The following is a 20,436-nucleotide window of genomic DNA, read 5'->3' as shown; positions in this document are numbered from 1 at the left end:
TCCAAGACCGGATTCAATACCGGCTCGTCAAGTCATCCGCACACGGATTTAGTGGATTAGGCGTCCGCAACCCGTGCTTCATAGGCTGATTGCGCCGCCGCCACTTCGTCCATGCGCGTCTCGGCCCAGTCGATCATCGGTCGCAAGGCCTGAACCAACCCCTGCCCCAGGGGCGTGATCGCATAGGTGACGGACACCGGCACAGCGGCCTCGACCGTTCGTGTGACCAGGCCGTCGCGTTCGATCTGGCGCAGGGTCTGGCTCAGCATCTTCTGCGACACGCCCTCGATCCGGCGCTTGAGCGCATTGAAACGCATCGGTCCGTCCGCGAGGGTGGTCAGCAGAAGCACCGTCCACTTGTCGGCGATCCGATCCAGCAGCAGCCGGGTCGGGCAGTCGGCGGCATAGACGTTTCCCCGCTCGCCGTCGCTGGAAGCGGTCACCGCCGGGGAACCTGGTGAGAGAAAAGTGCCTTCTTGCATGATAACTTCCCATAGCACACCTGGTACCCATCGGTAACTAACAGGAACCATCCCATGAACATAACCGTCCTGGGCGCCAGCGGCCGTGTCGGATCAGAGATCGTCAAGGAACTGGCCCGGCGCGGGCATCAGGTGACGGGCGTGGCCCGCCAGCCGGACCGCGTGCCCGCCGCTCCCGGCGTGACCGCTGTCGCAGGCGACGTGAACCAGCCCGCCTCTCTCGCCCCGGCCCTGGCCGACGCCGACGCCGTGGTCAGCGCCATCATGTTCGTGGACAGCGATCCGGCCCTGCTGATCCAGGCGATCAAGGATGCAGGCGTTCCGCGTTATCTGGTGGTCGGCGGCGCCGGCAGCCTGGAGATCGCGCCGGGCCAACGCCTGGTCGACACGCCCGCCTTCCCCGAAGCCTATAAGGCCGAAGCCCTGGCCGGCGGCCGATTCCTGGACGCCCTGCGCGCCGAGCCGGAGTTGAACTGGACCTTTCTGTCGCCTTCGGCCCTGTTCGACGGGTCGGAATGCACCGGCGTCTTCCGTCTGGGCGGCGACGCCCTGCTGTCGGACGACCAGGGGAACAGCCGCATCTCCTTCCCCGACTACGCCATCGCCATGGCCGACGAGATCGAGACGCCGAAGCACCCCCGCGCCCGCTTCACCGTCGGTTACTGAAAGACGCCTCAAGCAGCGCAAAGCGCGGTAGGCGTAATCAACAAAGAAAACGGCCCCGGAAGATCGCTCTTCCGGGGCCGTCGTCATTCTTAGCTGTGAAGCCGGATCAGGCGCCCAGCGAAGCCGGGTCGATCTTGAAGCCCGGGCCCATCGTCGAGGACAGGGCGATGCGCTTCACATAGGTGCCCTTGGCGCCCGACGGCTTGGCGCGGACGAGGGCGTCCACGATGGCCTTGACGTTGGCTTCCAGGGCGTCCTGGGTGAAGGAGGCCTTGCCGATGCCGGCGTGGACGATGCCCGCCTTCTCGACGCGGAACTCGACGGCGCCGCCCTTGGCGTCCTTGACGGCCTGAGCGACGTTCGGGGTCACGGTGCCGACCTTCGGGTTCGGCATCAGGCCGCGCGGGCCCAGCACCTTACCCAGACGACCAACCAGGGCCATCATGTCCGGCGACGCGATCACGCGGTCGAAGTCCATGAAGCCGCCGGCGATCTTCTCGTACAGGTCTTCAGCGCCGACGTGCTCGGCGCCGGCGGCCTTGGCTTCATCAGCCTTGGCGTCCTTGGCGAAGACGGCGACGCGGACGTCACGGCCGGTGCCCGAGGGCAGGTTCACCACGCCGCGGACCTGTTGGTCGGCGTGACGCGGGTCGACGCCCAGGTTGATGGCGATTTCGATCGACTCGTCGAACTTGGCCTTGGCGTTGTCTTTCACCAGCTTGATGGCGTCCGAGAAGACCAGCAGGTCTTCGGTGACGCCCGTGCGGGCCTTATGGGCTTTGGTCAGCTTAGCCATGTCTTAGCCCTCCACCACTTGAATGCCGATGGCGCGGGCCGAGCCCTCGATGATGCGCGACGCGGCGTCCAGGTCGTTCGCGTTCAGGTCTTTCATCTTCTTCTCGGCGATTTCGCGCAGTTGCGTCTGCGTGATCTTGCCGGCGAACTCGCGGCCGACGAGCTTGGCGCCCGACTTGATGCCAGCGGCCTGCTTCAGATACCAGGTCGCCGGCGGCGTCTTGGTGATGAAGGTGAACGACTTGTCCTGATAGACGGTGATGACGGTCGGAAGCGGGGTGCCCTTGGCTTCCTTCTCGGTCCGCGCGTTGAACTCCTTGCAGAAGCCCATGATGTTCACGCCGCGTTGACCCAGAGCCGGGCCGATCGGGGGCGAAGGCGTGGCCGAACCGGCCGGCACTTGCAGCTTGATATAGCCGAGAATCTTCTTGGCCATTGGTCTCTCCTATGAATGACCCGGCGACGATGCGCCCGGCCGGTGAGCCGTGGTGCGGCATGGCTGCCTTCCACGGATTTGACGCCGGGCGACTCGAAGGCCGTCCAGCGAAGGCGCGCGTTTAGCAGGCAGGCCCTGAAAACGCAAACGGGACCGCCCGAAGACGGTCCCGATCTCTGCGTGGCGTCAGCGGCCGATCAGGCGCTGACCTTCTCCACCTGATTGTACTCCAGCTCGACCGGGGTCGGGCGGCCGAAGATCGAGACGGCCACGCGCAGGCGGGCGTTCTCTTCGTCGACGCTTTCGACCTGACCGTCGAAGCTGGCGAACGGGCCGTCGATGACCTTGACGTTCTCGCCGATGTCGAAGCGGATGGTGGGCTTCGGACGCTCGACGCCCTCTTCCACCTGGCCGATGATGTTCTGAACTTCACGTTCCGAGACCGGCAGGGGCTTGGTGCCGCCCGCGGCGCCCAGGAAGCCCGTGACCTTCGGCGTGTTCTTGACCAGGTGATAGGCCTCGTCGGTCATCTCCATCTTCACCAGGACGTAGCCCGGGAAGAATTTGCGCTCGGCGTTGACCTTCTTGCCGCGGCGGATCTCGATGACGTCCTCGGTCGGAACCAGGATTTCGGAGAAGGCGTCTTCCAGGCCCTGCTGCTTGGCCTGGTCGCGCAATTGCTCGGCGACCTTCTTCTCGAAGTTCGAATAGGCGTGGACGATGTACCACTTGTGGCGGGGGTTGGCCGCCGGCTTGGGCGCTGCATCAGTCATGTGCGCGGCTCCTTTATTGGCCAAGGCCGAGAATAAAGCGGGAAGCGAAGCCCAGACCCGTGTCCACGATCCAGAAGAAGGCGGCGGCGATCAGCACCATGATGAAGACCATCACCGAGGTGATCCAGGTCTCCTTGCGGCTGGGCCACACGATCTTGCGGGCTTCAGCGCGAACTTCGCTGATGAACTGCGGAATGGACGTCTTCTTCTTCGGCGCGGGCGCGTCGACGGCCACGGTCGCTGCGCCTTGCGCGGCTGCTGCGGTCTTGGTCCCCGTGGTGCGGCGGCCGCCCGGGGTCTTCGCCTTGGCCATTTGACGTCTCTTCAACCTCTGGATCCCGCTGCTCCACATGGGAAGTCCCAGGCGATCGCAACAGGGGGAATGGCAGGAGTGGAGGGACTCGAACCCCCGGCCCTCGGTTTTGGAGACCGATGCTCTACCAGCTGAGCTACACTCCTAGTGTCCCGGACAAAGATCAGCGCGCCGTGGATAACCACCCAGCGGCGCGACCCTCGCCAGAGGGGGGCGTATGCCCGAGCCCCACGGTCATTTCAAGGGCCATCTGCGCCGCAGACGCGCGAAGTCGCGGATTTTCCTCAGAACAGACGCGCCACGGCGCTGGGCTCATAGCTCAGCCCTTTCACCAGGGCGTCGGAATCGCCGATCGAGAAGGTCTGGGCCCGGCTGCGGCCGTCCACCACCGCCACCGCCTCGATCTCTTCGGGAATCACCTTGACCACCGCCACGGCGTCGCCGCCCGGCGCCCAGGGGCTGAGGTCGGGCGAGCGGGCGATGATCAGGTCGTTCAGCCGCTTCACCTCGTCGCCGTCCGTGACCTCCTCGGCGCGGCCGTCGATGGAGACGCCGACCGCCTCCCCTTCCTCGCCCACGCCCCGCACGGCCACGCCGACGCGCGGGTCGGCGGTCAGGTTCTTCAGCTTCTCGCTGTCGCGGGCGGTGACGAAATAGAGGTTCAGCCCGTCGTTCAGATAGCCCAGCGTCGCCGCCTGCGGCCGTCCGTCGGCGCGGTTCACGGCCAGGGTCATCAGCTTCTGGCTGTCCAGCAGCTTGAGGATGGCGGCCACCGCGCCGCCATGGATCGGGGTGATGCGCGAGGTCGAGCTCATGGCGTTTCTCCGGAAGATGACGACGCAGTTTGGCTGGGCAGCTTCGATGCAGCCTTGACGCAGATCAAGGCGACTGGACGCCGCTTCGGTTCCAATGCCCCCATGACAGAGTCCCGCTTCGCGTCCGATACGCCTCGCCTGGAGGTGGCCCCCCTCAGCGAAGCCGAGGCGCCCGCCGCCTTCGCCCTGGCGCGGCTGTGGCGGCCCAATCTGGAGCCGGCCCAGTGGGACGCCTTTCTGACCGCCTGGCGCGCCGCCCCGGAAAGCCGGGGCATCCTCAGCGCGCGCAACCAGCGCGGCGGGGTGCTGGGCTTCGTCAGTTGGTGGCGGCAGCCCGATCTGGAGTACGGCGAGACCCTGTGGGCCGGTCCCTTCGTGGTGCGTGAAATGGGCGTGCGGCCCCTGGTGCGGCAGAGCCTGGCCGTCGAACTGACCGCCCTGGCCTGCCAGTTGGGCGCCCGGCTGCGCTACGCCGAGGAAGCCATCGCGCCGGACTGCGCCGCCGAACTGACGGCTAGGACAGGCTGACCTATTCGGAATCAGGCCCCTATCGCCTAGACTGCCGCGCTATTCGGGAGACGACGTTCGTGAACACCGCTGCGGCCCAGGCCGAAATCGAAGAGGTGCGTCTGGAAGACGTCCATCCCTGCTCCACCTGCGGCGCCCGCCCGCTGGGCGTGTGCGCGGACCTGAAGGGTCATGAGCTGCAGAGCATGGCCTGCGCCAGCGAAAACGTCACCGCCCAGCCGGGCCAGGCCCTGTTCCACGAGGGCGATCCGAACCCCTATGTCTTCAACGTCGTGGACGGGGCGGTGAAGCTGTATCGCCTGCTGCCCGACGGACGACGCCAGATCACCGGCTTTCTGTTCCAGGGCGACTTCCTCGGCCTGGGCGGACGCGGGCCGTCCAGCTTCACTGCCGAAGCCTTGACCCCGCTGAACGCCTGCCGCTTCCGGCGCGGCGACTTCGATCAACTGCTGAACGCCCTGCCCGCGCTGGAGCACCGTCTGGTGGCCCTGGCCGGGGACGAGCTGATGGCGGCGCAGGAGCAGATCGTCCTGCTGGGCCGCAAGACGGCGCGCGAGCGGCTGGCCAGCTTCCTGACCCGCCTGTCCGAGCGTCAGGTGCAGTTGGGCGGCGCCGTGGGCCACGTCCACCTGCCGATGACGCGGCTGGACATCGCCGACTATCTGGGCCTGACGATCGAGACCGTCAGCCGGGTCTTCACCCAGTTCAAGACCTCGGGCCTGATCCAGCTTCTGCCGGGCAATGACGTCGCCCTGCCCGACCCGGCCGCGCTGAAGGCCCTGGGCGAAGGCGCCGCCTGATCTTGGGCTAGAGGGATAGGGGGACGCGGCCTGACGTTCCGCGCCCCTCCCCGCATCGGCTTCAGAACTTGCGACCGACGCCCACCGACACGACCCAGGGATCCAGGCTGACGCTGCTCTTCAGCGCGCCGCCGTTGATCTTGGCGTCCGTGTCGAACCACACCTTCTTGGCGTCCAGGTTCAGCGTCCACGGGCCGGAAATGTTCCAGTCCGCCCCGGCCTGAAGCGCGACGCCGAAGCCGTCATCCAGATCGACCTCGAAGCCGTTCTTATCCTTGCCGCTGAAGAAGGCCATGTAGCTGACGCCCGCCCCGACATAGGGGCTGACCGTCGCGTTCGGCGTCGGCCGGTATTGCAGCGTCACCACCGGCGGCAGCACCCAGGCCTCATGCACGGCCACGTCGGTCGCCCCGCCCTGGGCGCGGACCTCGTGCTGGGTCGCGCCCAGGATCGCCTCGACGGCCCAGTGGTCGGCGACGAAATAGGTGAAGCCCAGCGTCGGCATCCAGTCGTCGCCGACATCGACCTTCAGGCCGCTGTCGACCCCGGCGGCGGTGACGATGGCGTCATCGGCCTGCGGTAGGACGCCGGTCATGCGGGCGGTGACGATCAGCGAGCCCTTGCCTACCTGTTCAGGCGCGGCGTTCTGGGCCGAGGCGGCGCCCGCGACGGCCAGCAGGCTGACGGAAGCGATCAATGCGGCAGCGGTCTTCATCGGTTCAATCCCCGACATTCGCCGGGTCGGAAGAGGGCCCGGCTTCGATGTCTGCACGACCCTGCCCCTGCTCGCCTCACGCCGCCTTGATCCAACGCAAGTGACGGATATTTATAAAAATATCTTCTTATTCCCGCTCATCCCGGCGGACGCCGGGATCCAGTGAGGATGCAAGCCAGAAACCTGGCCGTTCAGAGACGCCCCTTGAAGCCAAAGCACTGGATCCCGGCGTCCGCCGGGATAAGCGGTTGTAGGGGTCATGAAAAATCCCCTCCGGCCTGCGCCGAAGGGGATCATTCAGTCAGTTCGTCAGATGACGGGGATCAGGGTTCCGAGTGACCCTCGTCGCCTTCATCGAACAGGCGAAACTCGTGCCACAGGCCGTTCAGGACGCCGAAGGCCACCGCCAGGCCGAGGCCCAGGATCCAGGCGAAATACCACATGAGACGATCTCCTTTCGCGGGATCAGTAGAGGTCGGGGTTGGTCTTCAGCTCAGCCTCGGTCGAACGGCCCCACAGCACCTTGTAGACCCAGGAGGTGTAGAGCAGGACGAAGGGCAGGAAGACCGCCACCACGATCAGCATGATGAACAGGGTCGTATGGCTGGACGAGGCGTTCCACACCGTCAGGCTGGACTGGGCGTTGATCGAGCTGGGCAGGATGAAGGGGAACATCGACAGGCCGACCGTCGAGATGATCCCGACCGCCGAGGCCGACGAGCCGCCGAAGGCCATCACCGCCGACTTGCGCCACATCCCCAGCAGACCGATCGCAGCGCCGACGAAACCCAGAACCGGAGCGATGATCATCCACGGATAGCGGCCGTAGTTGTCCATCCAGGCGCCGGGCGCGGCCTCGACCGCCGTACGCAGCGGGTTGGAGGCGCCCGCCGTGTCCACCACGCCGGTGATGCGGAAACCCATGTCGCCGAAGGCCACCATGGCGCCGCCGATGGCGAACAGCACCAGGCTGGCCGCGCCGGCGACGGTGCCGATGGCGCGGGCGCGCTTCAGCACCGGGCCTTCTTCGCCCTTGATCGCCAGCCAGGCCGCGCCGTGCAACACCAGCATGGAGACAGACAGCAGGCCGCAGATCAGGGTGAAGGGGGTGAACAGGCCCAGCAGGCTGCCTTCGTAGAAGCTGCGCAGGTCGCTATCCAGGCGGAAGGGCGCGCCCAGCAGGACGTTGCCAACGGCCACGCCGAACACCAGGGCGGGAACGAAGCTGCCGATGAACAGGCCCCAGTCCCACATGGAGCGCCAGCGCGCCTCAGGCCGCTTGGAGCGATACTTGAACGACACGGGCCGCAATATCAGCGCGGACAGCACCAGGAACATCGCCAGGTAGAAGCCCGAGAAGCTGACGGCGTAGACCTGGGGCCAGGCGGCGAAGATCGCCGCCCCGCCGACGATGAACCAGACCTGGTTGCCTTCCCAGGTCGCGCCGATGGTGTTGATCACCATGCGGCGTTCCTGGTCGGTCTTGGCGACGAAGGGCAGCAGGGCGCCGACGCCCATGTCGAACCCGTCGGTCAGGGCGAAGCCGATCAGCAGCACGCCCAGCAGTCCCCACCAGATCAGGCGGAGGGTGGTGTAGTCGAGGGGGAGTTCCATCTCTCTTTTTCCTTCAACGACCGGGTCAGGCGACCGCGGGCTCGCCTTCCGTGATGGCGTCGGCTTCGCGGGCTTCCTGTTCGGCGAACGGCCCCTTCTTGACCGCGCGCAGGATCAGGCCGACCTCGACGACGGCGAGCACGCCGTACAGCAGGGTGAAGCAGATGATCGTGGTCCACAGCTGCGTCACGGTCAGGCTGGACGCGCCCAGGAAGGTCGGCAGAACGCCTTCCACGGCCCAGGGCTGACGCCCCACTTCGGCCAGAAGCCAGCCGGACTCGATGGCGATCCACGGCAGCGGGATGGCCAGGACGGCCAGGCGCAGGAACCACTTCGTCTCATGCTTGCGCAGGGTGCACAGGATGAAGGCCGTTCCGAACAGGCCGATCATCAAGAAGCCGATGCCCGCCATGAAGCGGAAGACCCAGAACATCAGCGGCACGTTCGGCACGGTCGACCAGGCGGCCTGCTGGATCTGCTGCGGCGTGGCCGTGCGCGGATCCTCGACGTAACGCTTCAGCAGCAGGCCATAGCCCAGGTCGTTGCGGACCGTCTCGAACTGACCGCGCGCGGCCATGTCGGTGGGGTCGGCCTTGACCTTCTCCAGGGCGTCATAGGCGACGACGCCGCGTTCGATGCGGTCCTCGGCGACGGCGACCAGTTCCAGGATGCCCTCGACAGGCTTGTCGATGCTGCGCGTCGAGATCAGGCCCAGGACGTAGGGCACCTTGACCTCGAAGTGGGTCTCGCGGTCCTTCAGGCTGGGCAGACCGAACAGGGTCAGACCGGCCGGGGCCTCTTCGGTGCGCCACATGGCCTCCAGGGCGGCCAGCTTCATTTTCTGGTTGTCGGTCAGGGCGTAGCCCGACTCATCGCCCAGAACGACCACCGACAGCGACGACAGCAGGCCGAAAGCCGCTGCGACCGTCATCGACCGCTTGGCGAAGCCCTTGTGCTTGCCCTTCAGCAGATAGAAGGCCGAGATGCCCAGCACGACCACGGCGGCGCAGACGTAACCGGCCGAGACGGTGTGCACGAACTTGGCCTGGGCCACCGGGTTGAAGATCACGGCCATGAAGTCGGTGACTTCCATGCGCATGGTGTCGGGGTTGAAGGCGGCGCCGACCGGGTTCTGCATCCAGCCGTTGGCGGTCAGAATCCACAGGGCCGACAGGTTGGTGCCGAGCGCAACCATGAAGGTGACGAACAGGTGGGCGTGCGGCTTCAGCTTGTCCCAGCCGAAGAACATCAGGCCGACGAAGGTCGCCTCCATGAAGAAGGCCATCAGGCCCTCAATGGCCAGCGGCGCCCCGAAGATGTCCCCGACGTAGTGGGAATAATAGCTCCAGTTCATGCCGAACTGGAATTCCATCGTCAGGCCGGTGGCGACGCCCAGCACGAAGTTGATGCCGAAGATCGCGCCCCAGAAACGGGTGATCGTCCGCCAGATCGGCCGACGGGTCATCACATAGATGCTCTCCATGATGACCAGCATGAAGGAGAGGCCCAATGTGAGGGGCACGAACAGAAAGTGGTATAGCGCCGTCAGTGCGAACTGAAGGCGTGAAAGGTCTACGACCGCCAGGTCGATCATCGTTCCAGGCTCCTGACCGCCAGCCCCCATCGACCGGCGTTCTACTCTAACCTAAAGCAGCGCCGTCTGGCGCGCCTTGATCCTGATCAAAGCCAGAGACAGCGACTTGAACTAGAGGGCGTTTCGCCCAAAGACCTTTCGCCACATAGGCTTTTTGCCCCATCCTCTATCGTCGCCGGTTACGGTGGATGAGGCCGGATCAGGCCCGCTTTCCCAGAATGGCGCACCAGGAGACGTGATGACGGCCCAGCCGGTCGACCCTCAACAGGCGAATCCTCCGAGAATCGCAGAGACGGCTGCGCCTGCGGCCTGGCTGAAGTCCGCCCTGGCGCCCTGGCGTCGCCTGATGAGCCTGGGCGGCGTCCTGGTGATCGCGGACACGGTTCCCGCCATCGGCTTCGCCGCCGGACTGGCCCTGGCCGTCGGAGCCCTGCCGCAAGGGCTGGCCGAAGCCGTTCCCGGCCTGATTCTGGCGGTCGCCGCCCTGATCCTGCGCGCCGCGCTCAACCAGGGCGCCGTCCTCGTCAACACCCGCGCCGCCCGCGCCGCCAAGAACGGCCTGCGTCGCCGTGTGCTGACAGGCGCGCTCGGCGGCCGCCTGTCCGACGCCGCCGCCATGACCGCCGCCGCCGAGGGCGTAGAGGCCCTGGACGGCCACGTCGCCCGCTTCACCCCCGCCCGCACGGCGGCGGCCGTCTCGCCCCTGATCCTGATCCTGGCCGCAGGCGTGGTCAGCCCCTTCACCGCCGGCATCCTGATCTTCACCCTGCTGCCCTTCGTGCTGGGCATGGCCCTGACCGGCATGGCGGCGGGCGCCGAGAGCCGCCGTCAGTTCCTGGCGCTGGAGCGGCTGTCGGGGCTGTTTCTGGACCGGGTGCGCGCCCTGCCCGCCATCCTGTCCTTTCAGGCCGAGACACAGCAGACCCGCGTCATCGCCCGCGCCTCGGACGACCTGGCCCGCCGCACCGGCAAGGTGCTGAAGGTCGCCTTCCTGTCCTCGGCGGTGCTGGAGTTCTTCTCGGCGCTGGCCGTCGCATTGGTCGCCGTCTACTGCGGCTTCAACCTGCTGAAGCTGCTGCCCTTCCCCGCGCCCGACGAACTGAGCCTGGCGCAGGCCTTCTTCGTCCTGGCCCTGGCGCCCGAGGTCTATCAGCCCATGCGCCGCCTCGCCGCCGCCTATCACGACCGTCAGGCCGCCGAATCCGCCGTCCCCACCCTCAGCCGCCTGGATCAGGCCGACGAGACGCCCCGCGCGCGTCCCTCCCCGCCCGCCTCAGCGCCCGCCGTGTGTTTCAAAGACGTGGCGATCGCCTATGACGGCGCGCCGGTGCTCAGCGGCTTCGATCTGACGGTCGCGCCCGGCTCCATCGTCGCCCTGACCGGCCTCAGCGGTGCGGGCAAGACCAGCCTGCTGAACCTCTTCCTGGGTCTGGCGCCTCTGTCAGGCGGCGAGGTCGAGGTCGGCGACGCGCGCCTGTCGGACCATCCCGACCTGACCGCCTGGATCGCCTGGGCCGGTCAGGCGCCGGTCGTGATCCGGGGGACGCTGGCCGAGAACATCGCCCTGGCCCGACGCGGCGCTTCGCCCGAAGAGATCGAGCAGGCCGCGCGCAAGGCGGGCCTCGACGGCGCGCTGGATCGCCGGATCGACGAGCGCGGCGGCGGCCTGTCCGGCGGCGAGCGGCGGCGCCTGGGCCTGGCCCGCGCCTTCCTCAAGCCCTCGCCCCTGCTTCTGCTGGACGAGCCGACCGCCAATCTGGACGCCGCGGCCGAGACCGCCCTGCTGCCGCTCATCCGCGAGGCGGCGCGCGGGCGCACGACCCTGATCGCGACCCATTCCGACGCCGTGGCCGAACTGGCCGATGTGGTGGTGCGCCTGTGAAGCCTCAGTCCTCTTCCGGCGTCGTCCGCCTCAAGGCCATGATCCGCGCCCAGGAGCGCGCCCAGTTCCCGCGCCTGCTGGCTGCATCGGTCACGGGGGCGCTGGTCTCGGCCGGGGCCGTGGCCCTGCTGGGCGTGTCCGGCTGGTTCATCACCGCATCCGCCCTAGCCGGAGCAGCCGGACCGGCCGTAGCCCATGTGTTCAACTATCTGGTGCCCAGCGCGATCATCCGCTTCCTGGCCATCGTCCGCACCGCCTCCCGCTATGGCGAGCGCGTCACCGGGCATGAGGCGGCGCTGCAGGCCCTGGCCGCCCTGCGCCCCCAGCTGTTCGACGGCCTGGCGCGCGGCCCCACGACGCGCGCCCTGTCGCTGGCGGGCGGCGAGGCCTCGGCCCGGCTGGTGCAGGACGTGGACGCCGTGCAGGACCGCTTCGTGCGCCTGTCCGCGCCGTGGAGTGCAGGCGCAGGCCTGCTGACCGGCATGGTGATGGCCTCGCTGGCCGGATGGCGCGCCGCCGTCGCGGTCGCCTTGGCCGCCGTGGTCAGCGTGGCGCTGGGCGTCGTCCTGGGCCGTCGTCTGGCCGAACCGGCGGGCCGCCGCCTGCAGGAGGCCATGGGCGACTTCAAGACCGACTTCGCCGCCATGTCCGCCGCCGCGCCCGAGCTTCACGCCTATGGCATGAAGGACTGGGCGGTGGATCGCCTGGCCCGTCAGGGCGGCGCCGTCGAAGCCGCCGCCGAGGCCCTGGCTCGCGCCGGAGGCTGGCTGACGGCCGCGCAGACCCTGGCGATGGCGCTGGGCGTCACGGGCGCGGCGTTGGCCGCCGGTTCCGCCTCTCCCGCGCTGACGGCGCTGGCCATGCTAGCCGCCGTCGCCACGGTCGAGAGCGCGGGCAATCTGCTGAACGCCCTGCGCCAGAACGGCGCCGTCGCCGTCGCGGTGCAGCGTCTGGGCGAACTGTTGGACGGGAAAGCGCCCATCGCGGCGCCTGCCGCCGCAGCGCCTGCCCTTCGCCTGTCATCCGCTGATCTGCGCCTCACCCCGCCTCAGCGCCTGGCCGTCGTGGGTCGCTCCGGGGCGGGCAAGACCACCCTGATCGAGCGGATGATGCATCTGCGCGCGCGCGTTCCGGGCGAGGTCGCCTTCGCCGAAATCGACGGGGCCGCCCTGTCCCCGGATGCGGTGCGGCCCCTGTTCGCCTATGCGCCGCAGCAGGCGGTGCTGATGGCCGGAACAGTGCGCGAGAACCTGCGCCTGGCCGCCCCCACGGCGGATGACGACCAACTCTGGGCCGTGCTGGAGGACGCCGGACTGGCCGACCGCATCCGCGCCGCGCCTGGCGGCCTGGACGCGCCTCTGGGCGAAAACGGCGCACGGTTGTCAGGCGGCGAGCGGCGGCGCCTGGGCCTGGCCCGCGCCTATCTGCGCCCCGCCCCCTGGCTGGTGCTGGACGAGCCCACCGAAGGGCTGGACGCCGCCACCGAGGCCCAGGTGCTGGATCGGCTGTCGCAACGCCTTCAGCGCACCGGCCAGGGCCTGATCCTGGTCAGCCACCGCCCGGCCCCGCTGGCCCTTTGCGATCAGGCCCTGACGGTCAGCGGCATCGCCCCGGACGGCCATGTTCAGGCCAGCGCCGGACCGCTTCAGGCCGCCGCCTGATCTGCGAGACCTTTGATCTCCATCAAGGCGGGGGGCGCCGCGATACGCTCTGCTGTCGGCATAGGAGAACTGCCATGCCCTCAGAAATCATCGCCCCCGTCGCCGCCATGGGCGCCTTCTTCCTCACCTTCATGGCCGCCATGGCCTATGGCGTGATCAGCAGCAATCTGGCCGACCGCAAGGGGCGCTGACCATGACGCTGCATCATATCCGGCTGGAGTTGGCCCGCGAGGCCGATGCGCCGCACGGCGATCCGCGCGACGGCTATGACCTGGTCATGACGCTAGATCAGCAGGCGCGGCTGGACGCCCCGGCCCTGCTCGCCGCGCCCGAGCGCACGCGCGTCCGCCGTTTCCGCGACGGCGAGACCCTGGCGGTCGGCCAACTGTCTCAAGGCGCCGACGGCCGTTGGGTGCTGGACTTCCCCGGCGAGGACGCCGACGCCGTCGGCTTCCGCCTCGAAAGCGAACGCTTCGTGCCAGGGGAATACGTCTCTCTGGCCGAGCCGGGCGGCCCCATGCGTCCCTATCGGGTCGCCCTGGTCCAGCCGCTGGACCGGCCCTGATCGAGTAACCGACGCCGCCTGGATCAGGCGGCGTCGTCATCCTGTCCGTGAATCACCGGGCGGAACAGCAGCTTGTCGATGCGTCGGTCGTCCATGTCGATGACCTCGACCTCGAAACGCCCCAGTTGCAGGACGTCGCCCTCGTTCGGCACGCGCGACAGATGGTGCAGCACCAGGCCCGCCACCGTGTGGAAGCCTTCATGCTCGCCGAAGTCTTCGCCCAGGGCCTCGCCCAGCTCATCCAGATCGATCTGACCATCCACGGCCCAGGTGCCGTCGGCGCGCTTGCGCACGGCCGTCTCGACCTCGTCGTGGCTCTCGTTGAAATCGCCAGCGATCATCTCCAGCAGGTCCGTCGCCGTGACCACGCCTTCAAAGGCGCCGTACTCGTCGACCACGAAGGCCATGTGCACCTTCGAGCCCTTCAGGATCTCCAGCGCCTTCAGCACCGAGGTCGACTGCGGGATGAAGGCCGGTTCGGCCACCAGCTTCTCGACGTTGAACTCGCCGTTGTCGAGCAGGCTGTCCAGCAGATCCTTCTTGTGGACGACGCCCAGCGGATTATCGATGTCGTTATCCCGCGCCACCACGATGCGCGAATAGGGACAGGTGCGAATTTCCTCGCGCAGCGTCTCTTCGGAATCGTCCAGGGCGATCCAGTAGACCTCGTGGCGCGGCGTCATCGCCACGCGCACGGCCCGGTCGCCCAGGCGCAGGATCTCCTCGATCATCTCCTGCTCTTCCGGCTCGATCAGGCCTGCGGACGTGCCCTCGGCTAGGATGCTCTCCACCTCTTCCTGGGTGACGTCCGAACCGTCACGATCCTTGACGCCCAGCAGCTTCAGGATGCCCGAAGTCGAGGCCGTCAGCAGCAGCACGAACGGCTTCATCACCAGGGCCAGGGTCGAGATCGGACCGGCCATCTTGGAGGCGATGGTCTCGGGGAAGATCAGGGCCAGGCGCTTGGGCACCAGCTCGCCGACGATCAGCGAGACATAGGTGATCAGCACCACGACCACGCCGGTGGCGATGATCTGCGAATAGGGGGCCAGGGTGGGGATATTGGCCGTCAGGATGTCATCCACCTCGCCCGCGATGGCGGCCTGACCATAGGCGCCCGCCAGAATGCCGATCAGGGTGATGCCCACCTGAACCGCCGAAAGGAACTGCGTCGGCTCCTCGGCCAGCTTCAACGCGGCGCGGGCGCCGCGATCGCCTCGTTCGGCGCGGCTCTGAAGCTTGGATTTACGGGAGGACACGACCGCGAGTTCGGTCATGGCGAAAAGGCCGTTCAGCACCACAAGCAGCAGCACGACGACGATAGCGATGGTCAACATCGAAAAGGGAGAAGCCCTGAGCGCGGCGCGACTAACGGCGTCCGCGAAGTCGATAGTAAAGGTGAAGCCCCGCCTGCGCCAGCTTTGTTGTCGAAACTGCGGCGTTCAGCGCGCACCGGCCCCTCAGGCCGCCGAAAGGACGTGCTCGCTCGACCATTCGGCGGCGGCGGCGGCCCCCTGCTCCATGCCTTGCATCAAGATCTCCAGGGTGACGGGCTTGGCCACCAGGTGGTCGGCGCCCGCCTGAACCGCCTTCAGGTGGTGCGTCTCGGTCGTATTGGCCGTCAGCATGACGATGGGCGTACGTGCGGCGCCCAGACGCGCTTCATCGGCGCGGATGCGGCGCATGGCGTCCAGCCCGTCCATGACCGGCATCTGCATGTCCATCAGCACCACGTCGAAATGCTCCTGCTGGAAACGCTGCACGCCTTCCAGACCGTTGTCGGCAGTGACGATCTCGAAGCCCAGCGGCTCCAGCAGGCAGCGCACGACCATCTGATTGGCCGGGTTGTCCTCGACCGCCAGGACGCGAATCTGCGCGCCCTCATCCGACGCATGCGCCGCTTCAACCGATGTCGCCGCCGGTTCGGCCACGACCGCGGCCACACGCTCGACGGGCAGGACCACACGGAACAGACTGCCCTTACCCAGCGCCGACTCTGCGGCAATCTCGCCGCCCATCAACTCGGCCAGCGACTTGCAGATGGACAGGCCCAGACCCGTACCGCCGAACTGGCGCGATATGGCGTCATCAGCCTGAACGAAGGGATCGAACAGGCGCCGCGCCGCTTCGGCGTCAAAGCCCATGCCCGTGTCCTCGACCTCAATGACCAGATGTTCCCGGTTGTCCTCGGCGCGCACGTCGACACGAACAGATACACGCCCCTCAGCCGTGAACTTCACCGCATTGGACACAAGGTTGGAGACGATCTGGGTGATGCGGACGCCGTCGCCGATCACCTGCCCCTGGGCGCTGGGCGTAAAGGCGACGTCCAGCATCAGCCCCTTGTCCTCGGCGACCGCCCGTCGCATCTCGACAACGGCCTCGATGTCGGTTCTGAGGTCAAACGGCGTCAGCGACAGGCTGAACTGACCCGCCTGCATCTTCGACAGGTCCAGCATGTCGTCCAGCACCCGGCGCAGGGCGTCGCCTGCTCCTGTGATCAGCTTCAGCATCTCGGTCTGACGCGGTGTCAGCGCCGTGTGCGCCAGGGCTGAGGCCAGGCCCAGCACCGCGTTCAGCGGAGTGCGCACCTCATGGCTGATGTTGGCGAAGAATCGGTCCCGCACCTCGGCGGCCTGTCGCGCTTCGGCCTGCGCCAGCTCCAGCGCCTTGAGCGCGCGGACGTGGTCCGACACCTCGAAGCGAATGGCCGTATAGGTTTCGGGTTTGCCGTCAGACCCCAGGTTCGGCACGATGGTCGTATCAACCCAGTATGACTCGCCTGACTTGGTGCGGTTCTGGATGGTGCCGCGCCACACCTCGCCCCGCGCGATGGTGCGATACAGATTGCGGAAATAGTCGCGCGCGTGGACGCCCGAGTTCACCACCCTGTGCGTCTGACCGATCAGCTCCTCGCGCGCATAACCGCTGACAGCTTCGAACTTGTCGTTGCAGTACAGGATGCGGCCGGCGCGATCCGTGATCGCCACGATGGCGGCCTCATCCAGCGCGGCGGAGAGTCCGGCGCGACGGGGCCAGTCAACGTCAGTCATAGGGTGTCCCTTTCAGCGGCGTCTCATGACCCCCGCATGGCTGAGAAAGCCTTAACCGCTCCGTTCGACCAAAGTCGGGCTTCTTCTTTTGATTCAACGCAAAAGGAGCGGGACGCGCCCCGAACGGCTGACATGCAAAACGGCCCCCGGATGTCTCCGGGGGCCGCTCTGTTACGCTTTACTGCGGCCTACCGCCCTTGCGGGCTGCTTGAGGCCGGTACGCTTACTCGTACTGTCGAACCGGCGAAGACCGAGGCCCTCGCCCATTCTGACGTCGATTACTCGACGATCTTGGCCACGACGCCGGCGCCGACGGTGCGGCCGCCTTCACGGATGGCGAAGCGCAGCTTCTCTTCCATCGCGATCGGCGTGATCAGCTCGACGTCCAGCTCGGCGTTGTCGCCCGGCATGATCATCTCGACGCCTTCCTTCAGGCGCACGATGCCGGTCACGTCCGTCGTGCGGAAGTAGAACTGCGGACGGTAGTTCGTGAAGAACGGCGTGTGACGGCCGCCTTCTTCCTTGTTCAGGATGTAGGCCTCGGCCACGAACTTGGTGTGCGGGGTGATCGAACCCGGCTTGCACAGCACCTGGCCGCGCTCGACGTCTTCACGCTTGGTGCCGCGCAGCAGCACGCCCACGTTGTCGCCGGCTTGACCCTGGTCCAGCAGCTTGCGGAACATTTCGACGCCCGTGCAGGTCGTCTTCTGAACCGGACGGATGCCGACGATTTCGACTTCTTCACCGACCTTGACGATGCCGCGCTCGACGCGACCGGTCACCACGGTGCCGCGGCCCGAGATCGAGAACACGTCTTCCACCGGCATCAGGAACGGCAGGTCGATCGGACGCTCCGGCTGCGGGATGTAGTCGTCAACGGCCTGCATCAGCGCCAGAACGGCTTCTTCGCCGATCTTCGGATCGCGGCCTTCGACGGCGGCCAGGGCCGAACCCTTCACCACCGGGATGTCGTCGCCCGGGAACTGGTACGAGCTCAGCAGCTCGCGCACTTCCATCTCGACCAGCTCCAGCAGCTCCTCGTCGTCGACCATGTCGACCTTGTTCAGGAACACCACCAGCGCCGGAACGCCGACCTGACGCGACAGCAGGATATGCTCGCGGGTCTGCGGCATCGGGCCGTCAGCGGCCGAGCAAACCAGGATCGCGCCGTCCATCTGAGCCGCGCCCGTGATCATGTTCTTCACGTAGTCGGCGTGGCCCGGGCAGTCGACGTGCGCGTAGTGACGGTTGGCCGTCTCATACTCGACGTGCGACGTGTTGATCGTGATGCCGCGCGCTTTTTCTTCCGGCGCGTTGTCGATGTCGGCGTAGTTCATCGCCTTGCCGCCGCCGGCCTTCGCCAGCGTCATCGAGATCGCCGCCGTCAGCGTCGTCTTGCCGTGGTCAACGTGACCGATCGTGCCGATGTTCACGTGCGGCTTCGTGCGTTCGAACTTTTCCTTGGCCATGGCCAAACTCCTGTGGCCCGGGTCCGGAACGGAGGGGCGCTGTGCTCAGTTCAAAAAACCTGGAGCGGGTAGACGGGATCGAACCGACATCCTCAGCTTGGAAGGCTGCTGCACTACCATTGTGCTATACCCGCACGAAGAATGCGGTTGCACCGCTCTTCGCATGAAGAGCGACGTTTCCGCACCCGATACCTTCATTGGACTCCGTCCCAGGGCATTGAAGGCGCGTGGTGGGGGAAGCAGGACTCGAACCTGCGAAGCTTACGCAGCGGATTTACAGTCCGCCCCCTTTGCCGCTCGGGACATTCCCCCAGCGCGCCTTATGTCAATGCCGGTCTGGAAACGCCGGAAACAATCTTTCGATCATTTCGCGACGAAAGCCTTCGCTGTCGGGCGACGCCTGCAGTAGAGGAAGCGCCTGAACCGAAAGCCCTGGGGCCCAAATCGGAGGCCGTCTTATAGTGTCGTCATTTCGAGAACGCAACGACCGGAAAACCGGTAAAAAACAATCTTTCCAAAAGAGAGGGGAGGGCCGTCTGGATCGGCCTCAAACGCCCGCTACGCAAGGACGCGGCGGGAACGATAACGAACGCAAAACCGCCCGTTCGCGTCCGGACGCCGATAATTTTCTTTGGGGACGTCATCCGGTTTTGGCCGCTTTGGCGAATCCCGCGCGTCGCGGAAGCGGCCGTTTGATGGTCACGGAAGACCGCGCCGAAGAGATCCAGCGCGAGAATCTGGCGAACGGCCACCGAATCGAAGTGGTCGATTCTGTCGCCCTGGGCCGGATGCTGCCCGCCGGCGCCGTGCACCAGGGCATGGCCTTCAAGGTCCAGCCGCTGGAGGGCGTCGCCCTGGAAGACCTGGCCGAACCCGCCGAGGGGGTCATCGTCATGCTGGATCAGCTGACCGACCCTCAGAACGTCGGCGCCATCTTCCGTTCGGCCCTGGCCTTCGGCGCGCGCGGCATCGTGGTGCAGGATCGCCACTCCCCCGCCCTCGCCGGCGCCCTGGCCAAGGCCTCGGCCGGCGCGACAGAACGCCTGCCCTGCGCCCGCGTGACGAATCTCAGCCGCGCGCTGGAGAAGCTGGCCGACCACGGCTGGCGCGCCATCGGCATGGACGGCGAATCGGATCTGACGCTGGAACAGGCGCTGGACGCCCGCCCGACCATCATCGTCATGGGTTCGGAAGGCGACGGCGTGCGTCGCCTGGTGGCTGAACACTGCGAGGCCATGGCCCGCATCCCCATGCCCGGCGGCTTCGAGAGCCTGAACGTCTCCAACGCCGCCGCCATCGCCCTGTATGAAGCCGCCCGCGCCCAAGGCCGCGCGAGCTAGGAACAAGCCCCCGCGTCAACTCGTCCCTGCGGCGTCTTGGCGCGGGTCCGGCCGGGCTTTAAGAGTCCGGCATGGACTTTCTTTCCAATCCCGAACTGATCAGTCAGGCCTCCGCCCTCGGCAAGGTGCTGATGATCGACCTGGTCCTGGCCGGCGACAACGCCGTCGCCGTGGGCCTCGCCGCCGCCGCCCTGCCCCAGGAACAACGCCGCAAGGCCATCCTGATCGGCCTGGCCGCCGCCGTCGTCATGCGTATCGGCCTGGCGCTCATCACCGTCCAGCTTCTGGCCATCGTCGGCCTGTTGCTGGCGGGCGGCTTCCTGCTGCTGTGGGTGTGCTGGAAGATGTGGCGCGAACTGCGCGAACAGGCCACCCACGACCAGGCCGAGGCCGAGGCCGAGATCGAGCGGGCCATGGCCATCGAACACGGCGGCGGGCCGTCGCCGGAAGAAATGGGCCTGAAGCGCAAGACCTTCGGCGCCGCCCTGATCCAGATCATGATCGCCGACCTGACCATGAGCCTGGACAACGTCCTGGCCGTCGCCGGCGCCAGCCACGACCATCCGTGGATCATGGTCTTCGGCCTGATCCTGTCGATCGCCCTGATGGGCCTGGCCGCCAGCTTCATCGCCAAGCTGCTGAACCGCTATCGCTGGATCGCCTATATCGGTCTGGCCATCGTCCTCTATGTCGCCCTGCACATGATCTGGGACGGCGGGCGTTCGGTCATCGTGCGCACCGGCCATACGGATCAGTTCAACGCCTCCGCCCCCGCCTTCCTCGACATCGGCGCCGAGGAACAGGCCAAGCACATGAAACACAGCGGAAAGGGCGCGGATTCGCACACGCCCCACGCCCTGCCCGGCGGCCGCGAACGACGCGATCCTCCGCCGCAGACGGTTGAAGTCGCCCAACCCGCCTCCTGAAACACGAAA

The 20,436-nt window shown here is 67.0% G+C and carries 21 protein-coding genes and 3 tRNA genes; 8 read left to right on the top strand and 16 right to left on the bottom strand.

What is annotated here, in order from left to right:
• Window positions 1-56 precede the first annotated feature (56 nt).
• Entirely contained in the window at window positions 57-443 is a 387-nt protein-coding gene (locus tag ABC419_RS06930) for a winged helix-turn-helix transcriptional regulator (protein ID WP_200165661.1), read from the bottom strand.
• Between the two features lie 93 nt (window positions 444-536).
• Here ABC419_RS06930 and ABC419_RS06925 point away from each other — a divergent pair, with 93 nt between their 5' ends.
• The gene (locus tag ABC419_RS06925) at window positions 537-1,148 is read left to right on the top strand and encodes an NAD(P)-dependent oxidoreductase (RefSeq protein WP_412877924.1); all 612 of its coding nucleotides are present in this window, start codon (window positions 537-539) and stop codon (window positions 1,146-1,148) included.
• 106 nt (window positions 1,149-1,254) lie between these two features.
• On the opposite strand, the gene rplA is transcribed toward ABC419_RS06925, so the two are convergent.
• The 6 genes from rplA to ABC419_RS06895 all read right to left on the bottom strand — a co-directional run bounded on the left by rplA (window position 1,255) and on the right by ABC419_RS06895 (window position 4,280).
• The gene (gene rplA / locus ABC419_RS06920) at window positions 1,255-1,944 is read right to left on the bottom strand and encodes a 50S ribosomal protein L1 (RefSeq protein ID WP_087139260.1); all 690 of its coding nucleotides are present in this window, start codon (window positions 1,942-1,944) and stop codon (window positions 1,255-1,257) included.
• A gap of 3 nt (window positions 1,945-1,947) precedes the next feature.
• Window positions 1,948-2,379 (bottom strand): 50S ribosomal protein L11, encoded by a 432-nt coding sequence (gene rplK, locus ABC419_RS06915; protein ID WP_003165488.1) that lies wholly within the window; start codon window positions 2,377-2,379, stop codon window positions 1,948-1,950.
• Window positions 2,380-2,576: 197 nt separating this feature from the next.
• Window positions 2,577-3,152, bottom strand: a complete 576-nt coding sequence (gene nusG, locus ABC419_RS06910) for a transcription termination/antitermination protein NusG (protein WP_003165489.1) — start codon at window positions 3,150-3,152, stop codon at window positions 2,577-2,579.
• 13 nt (window positions 3,153-3,165) lie between these two features.
• On the bottom strand, window positions 3,166-3,465 hold the full coding sequence (secE, locus tag ABC419_RS06905; protein WP_179205005.1) for a preprotein translocase subunit SecE: 300 nt from the start codon (window positions 3,463-3,465) through the stop codon (window positions 3,166-3,168).
• 70 nt (window positions 3,466-3,535) lie between these two features.
• A tRNA-Trp gene (locus ABC419_RS06900) sits at window positions 3,536-3,611 on the bottom strand.
• A gap of 138 nt (window positions 3,612-3,749) precedes the next feature.
• Window positions 3,750-4,280 carry a pyridoxamine 5'-phosphate oxidase family protein gene (locus ABC419_RS06895; RefSeq protein WP_125902228.1) on the bottom strand — a complete coding sequence of 177 codons (531 nt, stop codon included), beginning with the start codon at window positions 4,278-4,280 and terminating at the stop codon, window positions 3,750-3,752.
• Window positions 4,281-4,382: 102 nt separating this feature from the next.
• On the opposite strand from ABC419_RS06895, the gene ABC419_RS06890 reads away from it, so the two are divergent.
• Both ABC419_RS06890 and ABC419_RS06885 read left to right on the top strand, forming a co-directional pair.
• Entirely contained in the window at window positions 4,383-4,808 is a 426-nt protein-coding gene (locus tag ABC419_RS06890; RefSeq protein ID WP_412877925.1) for a hypothetical protein, read from the top strand.
• Window positions 4,809-4,867: 59 nt separating this feature from the next.
• A complete protein-coding gene (locus tag ABC419_RS06885; RefSeq protein WP_292056537.1) occupies window positions 4,868-5,608 on the top strand; it encodes a Crp/Fnr family transcriptional regulator in 741 nt (246 codons plus the stop codon).
• Window positions 5,609-5,669: 61 nt separating this feature from the next.
• On the opposite strand, the gene ABC419_RS06880 is transcribed toward ABC419_RS06885, so the two are convergent.
• The 4 genes from ABC419_RS06880 to ABC419_RS06865 form a co-directional block, all read right to left on the bottom strand.
• On the bottom strand, window positions 5,670-6,323 hold the full coding sequence (locus ABC419_RS06880) for an OmpW/AlkL family protein (protein WP_412877926.1): 654 nt from the start codon (window positions 6,321-6,323) through the stop codon (window positions 5,670-5,672).
• 323 nt (window positions 6,324-6,646) lie between these two features.
• A complete protein-coding gene (gene cydX, locus ABC419_RS06875; RefSeq protein ID WP_024355286.1) occupies window positions 6,647-6,766 on the bottom strand; it encodes a cytochrome bd-I oxidase subunit CydX in 120 nt (39 codons plus the stop codon).
• A gap of 22 nt (window positions 6,767-6,788) precedes the next feature.
• Window positions 6,789-7,937 (bottom strand): cytochrome d ubiquinol oxidase subunit II, encoded by a 1,149-nt coding sequence (cydB, locus tag ABC419_RS06870; protein ID WP_412877927.1) that lies wholly within the window; start codon window positions 7,935-7,937, stop codon window positions 6,789-6,791.
• A 25-nt stretch (window positions 7,938-7,962) separates the two neighbouring features.
• Window positions 7,963-9,528, bottom strand: a complete 1,566-nt coding sequence (locus ABC419_RS06865; protein ID WP_412878025.1) for a cytochrome ubiquinol oxidase subunit I — start codon at window positions 9,526-9,528, stop codon at window positions 7,963-7,965.
• A gap of 241 nt (window positions 9,529-9,769) precedes the next feature.
• Here ABC419_RS06865 and cydD point away from each other — a divergent pair, with 241 nt between their 5' ends.
• From cydD to ABC419_RS06850, 3 genes are all read left to right on the top strand, one after another.
• On the top strand, window positions 9,770-11,413 hold the full coding sequence (cydD, locus tag ABC419_RS06860; protein ID WP_412877928.1) for a thiol reductant ABC exporter subunit CydD: 1,644 nt from the start codon (window positions 9,770-9,772) through the stop codon (window positions 11,411-11,413).
• Entirely contained in the window at window positions 11,410-13,074 is a 1,665-nt protein-coding gene (locus ABC419_RS06855; RefSeq protein ID WP_412877929.1) for an amino acid ABC transporter ATP-binding/permease protein, read from the top strand. The genes cydD and ABC419_RS06855 overlap by 4 nt, the downstream gene beginning before the upstream one ends.
• A 193-nt stretch (window positions 13,075-13,267) precedes the next feature.
• Window positions 13,268-13,639: a hypothetical protein gene (locus tag ABC419_RS06850; protein WP_412877930.1), complete on the top strand. Its 372-nt coding sequence runs from the start codon at window positions 13,268-13,270 to the stop codon at window positions 13,637-13,639.
• Window positions 13,640-13,662: 23 nt separating this feature from the next.
• On the opposite strand, the gene ABC419_RS06845 is transcribed toward ABC419_RS06850, so the two are convergent.
• The 5 genes from ABC419_RS06845 to ABC419_RS06825 form a co-directional block, all read right to left on the bottom strand.
• A complete protein-coding gene (locus ABC419_RS06845) occupies window positions 13,663-14,976 on the bottom strand; it encodes a hemolysin family protein (RefSeq protein ID WP_412877931.1) in 1,314 nt (437 codons plus the stop codon).
• Window positions 14,977-15,099: 123 nt separating this feature from the next.
• On the bottom strand, window positions 15,100-16,692 hold the full coding sequence (locus ABC419_RS06840) for a PAS domain-containing hybrid sensor histidine kinase/response regulator (protein ID WP_412877932.1): 1,593 nt from the start codon (window positions 16,690-16,692) through the stop codon (window positions 15,100-15,102).
• 278 nt (window positions 16,693-16,970) lie between these two features.
• On the bottom strand, window positions 16,971-18,161 hold the full coding sequence (gene tuf, locus ABC419_RS06835) for an elongation factor Tu (RefSeq protein ID WP_200165642.1): 1,191 nt from the start codon (window positions 18,159-18,161) through the stop codon (window positions 16,971-16,973).
• A gap of 60 nt (window positions 18,162-18,221) precedes the next feature.
• Window positions 18,222-18,295: transfer RNA gene (locus ABC419_RS06830), tRNA-Gly, on the bottom strand.
• A gap of 94 nt (window positions 18,296-18,389) precedes the next feature.
• Window positions 18,390-18,473: transfer RNA gene (locus ABC419_RS06825), tRNA-Tyr, on the bottom strand.
• Between the two features lie 149 nt (window positions 18,474-18,622).
• On the opposite strand from ABC419_RS06825, the gene rlmB reads away from it, so the two are divergent.
• Together rlmB and ABC419_RS06815 are read left to right on the top strand one after the other, a co-directional pair.
• A complete protein-coding gene (gene rlmB / locus ABC419_RS06820) occupies window positions 18,623-19,501 on the top strand; it encodes a 23S rRNA (guanosine(2251)-2'-O)-methyltransferase RlmB (RefSeq protein ID WP_412877933.1) in 879 nt (292 codons plus the stop codon).
• 71 nt (window positions 19,502-19,572) lie between these two features.
• Window positions 19,573-20,427, top strand: a complete 855-nt coding sequence (locus ABC419_RS06815) for a TerC family protein (protein ID WP_412877934.1) — start codon at window positions 19,573-19,575, stop codon at window positions 20,425-20,427.
• Window positions 20,428-20,436: the final 9 nt, after the last annotated feature.

It is taken from the genome of Brevundimonas phoenicis, assembly GCF_047237745.1.
Taxonomy (GTDB): Bacteria; Pseudomonadota; Alphaproteobacteria; order Caulobacterales; family Caulobacteraceae; genus Brevundimonas.
Note: the sequence above shows the minus strand (reverse complement) of the source record. Positions and strands in the feature narration are given on the sequence as shown.

Excerpts from the sequence above, each read along its gene's own strand:
- ABC419_RS06925 (WP_412877924.1), top strand. The coding sequence starts at position 537 with ATGAACATAACCGTCCTGGGCGCCAGCGGCCGTGTCGGATCAGAGATC.
- rplA (WP_087139260.1), bottom strand. The coding sequence starts at position 1,944 with ATGGCTAAGCTGACCAAAGCCCATAAGGCCCGCACGGGCGTCACCGAA.
- rplK (WP_003165488.1), bottom strand. The coding sequence starts at position 2,379 with ATGGCCAAGAAGATTCTCGGCTATATCAAGCTGCAAGTGCCGGCCGGT.
- nusG (WP_003165489.1), bottom strand. The coding sequence starts at position 3,152 with ATGACTGATGCAGCGCCCAAGCCGGCGGCCAACCCCCGCCACAAGTGG.
- secE (WP_179205005.1), bottom strand. The coding sequence starts at position 3,465 with ATGGCCAAGGCGAAGACCCCGGGCGGCCGCCGCACCACGGGGACCAAG.
- ABC419_RS06895 (WP_125902228.1), bottom strand. The coding sequence starts at position 4,280 with ATGAGCTCGACCTCGCGCATCACCCCGATCCATGGCGGCGCGGTGGCC.
- ABC419_RS06890 (WP_412877925.1), top strand. The coding sequence starts at position 4,383 with ATGACAGAGTCCCGCTTCGCGTCCGATACGCCTCGCCTGGAGGTGGCC.
- ABC419_RS06880 (WP_412877926.1), bottom strand. The coding sequence starts at position 6,323 with ATGAAGACCGCTGCCGCATTGATCGCTTCCGTCAGCCTGCTGGCCGTC.
- cydX (WP_024355286.1), bottom strand. The coding sequence starts at position 6,766 with ATGTGGTATTTCGCCTGGATCCTGGGCCTCGGCCTGGCGGTGGCCTTC.
- cydB (WP_412877927.1), bottom strand. The coding sequence starts at position 7,937 with ATGGAACTCCCCCTCGACTACACCACCCTCCGCCTGATCTGGTGGGGA.
- cydD (WP_412877928.1), top strand. The coding sequence starts at position 9,770 with ATGACGGCCCAGCCGGTCGACCCTCAACAGGCGAATCCTCCGAGAATC.
- ABC419_RS06850 (WP_412877930.1), top strand. The coding sequence starts at position 13,268 with ATGACGCTGCATCATATCCGGCTGGAGTTGGCCCGCGAGGCCGATGCG.
- ABC419_RS06845 (WP_412877931.1), bottom strand. The coding sequence starts at position 14,976 with ATGTTGACCATCGCTATCGTCGTCGTGCTGCTGCTTGTGGTGCTGAAC.
- ABC419_RS06840 (WP_412877932.1), bottom strand. The coding sequence starts at position 16,692 with ATGACTGACGTTGACTGGCCCCGTCGCGCCGGACTCTCCGCCGCGCTG.
- tuf (WP_200165642.1), bottom strand. The coding sequence starts at position 18,161 with ATGGCCAAGGAAAAGTTCGAACGCACGAAGCCGCACGTGAACATCGGC.
- ABC419_RS06815 (WP_412877934.1), top strand. The coding sequence starts at position 19,573 with ATGGACTTTCTTTCCAATCCCGAACTGATCAGTCAGGCCTCCGCCCTC.